This window comes from Pseudomonas sp. SMN5 (assembly GCF_052041925.1).
Taxonomy (GTDB): Bacteria; Pseudomonadota; Gammaproteobacteria; order Pseudomonadales; family Pseudomonadaceae; genus Aquipseudomonas.
The window spans coordinates 1-722 of record NZ_JBKGGX010000064.1; the positions used below are offsets into that span (position 1 = coordinate 1).

General features: G+C 67.2%; 1 pseudogene. It reads left to right on the forward strand.

Annotated elements, in window-relative coordinates:
• Nucleotides 1-722: pseudogene (locus ACLEJR_RS26985) on the forward strand (type IV secretion protein Rhs); the annotation flags it as partial.

A 722-nucleotide genomic window follows, 5' to 3' on the forward strand; every position in this document is an offset into this window, starting at 1 on the left:
CGGCGCCGGCCGCGCACTGCGGCTGCGCTACGAGCAGCGGCACCTGATCGCCGTCGACTATCAGAGCTTTCACCCGGCCAATACCCAAGACGACGCTTGGCGTACCGAGCAAACGTTGGCGTCCTACCGCTACGACGGCCGTTTCCGACTGATCGAAGCGACCAACGCCGTCGGTGAAAGCGAGCGTTACGACTACGACGACCGTCACGTCATCCTCCAGCGGCAACTGGCCGGGGGTGCGAGTTTCTTCTGGGAGTGGCAGGGCGTCGGCCCGGCGGCGCGCTGTGTCCGACACTGGGCCTCGTTCGCGCAGATGGACAGCCGCTACACCTGGGGCGAGGACGGCCAGGTCACGGTCCGGCACCTGGATGGCAGCCAGGAAATCTACGAGCACGACGACCGGGCGCGGCTGGTGCGCAAGGTCGAGCCCGATGGCGGCGAGCACCTCAAGGCCTATGACAACCAGGGCCGGCTGATCGCCGAGCAGGATCCGCTGGGCGCCGTCACCGAGTACCGCTACGACGAAGTCGGACGCCTGGTGGCGTTGATTCCGCCGGATGAGCTGCCGACTTCCTACGAGTACCGCAACGGTTTCCTGCACGCCCGCTCCCGCGGTAACGCCACCTGGACCTACCGGCGCAACGACCAGGGCGATATCACCCGCCAGACCGACCCCGACGGCCACGTCACTTTCTACAAGTACGACGGGCGCGGCCGGCTGT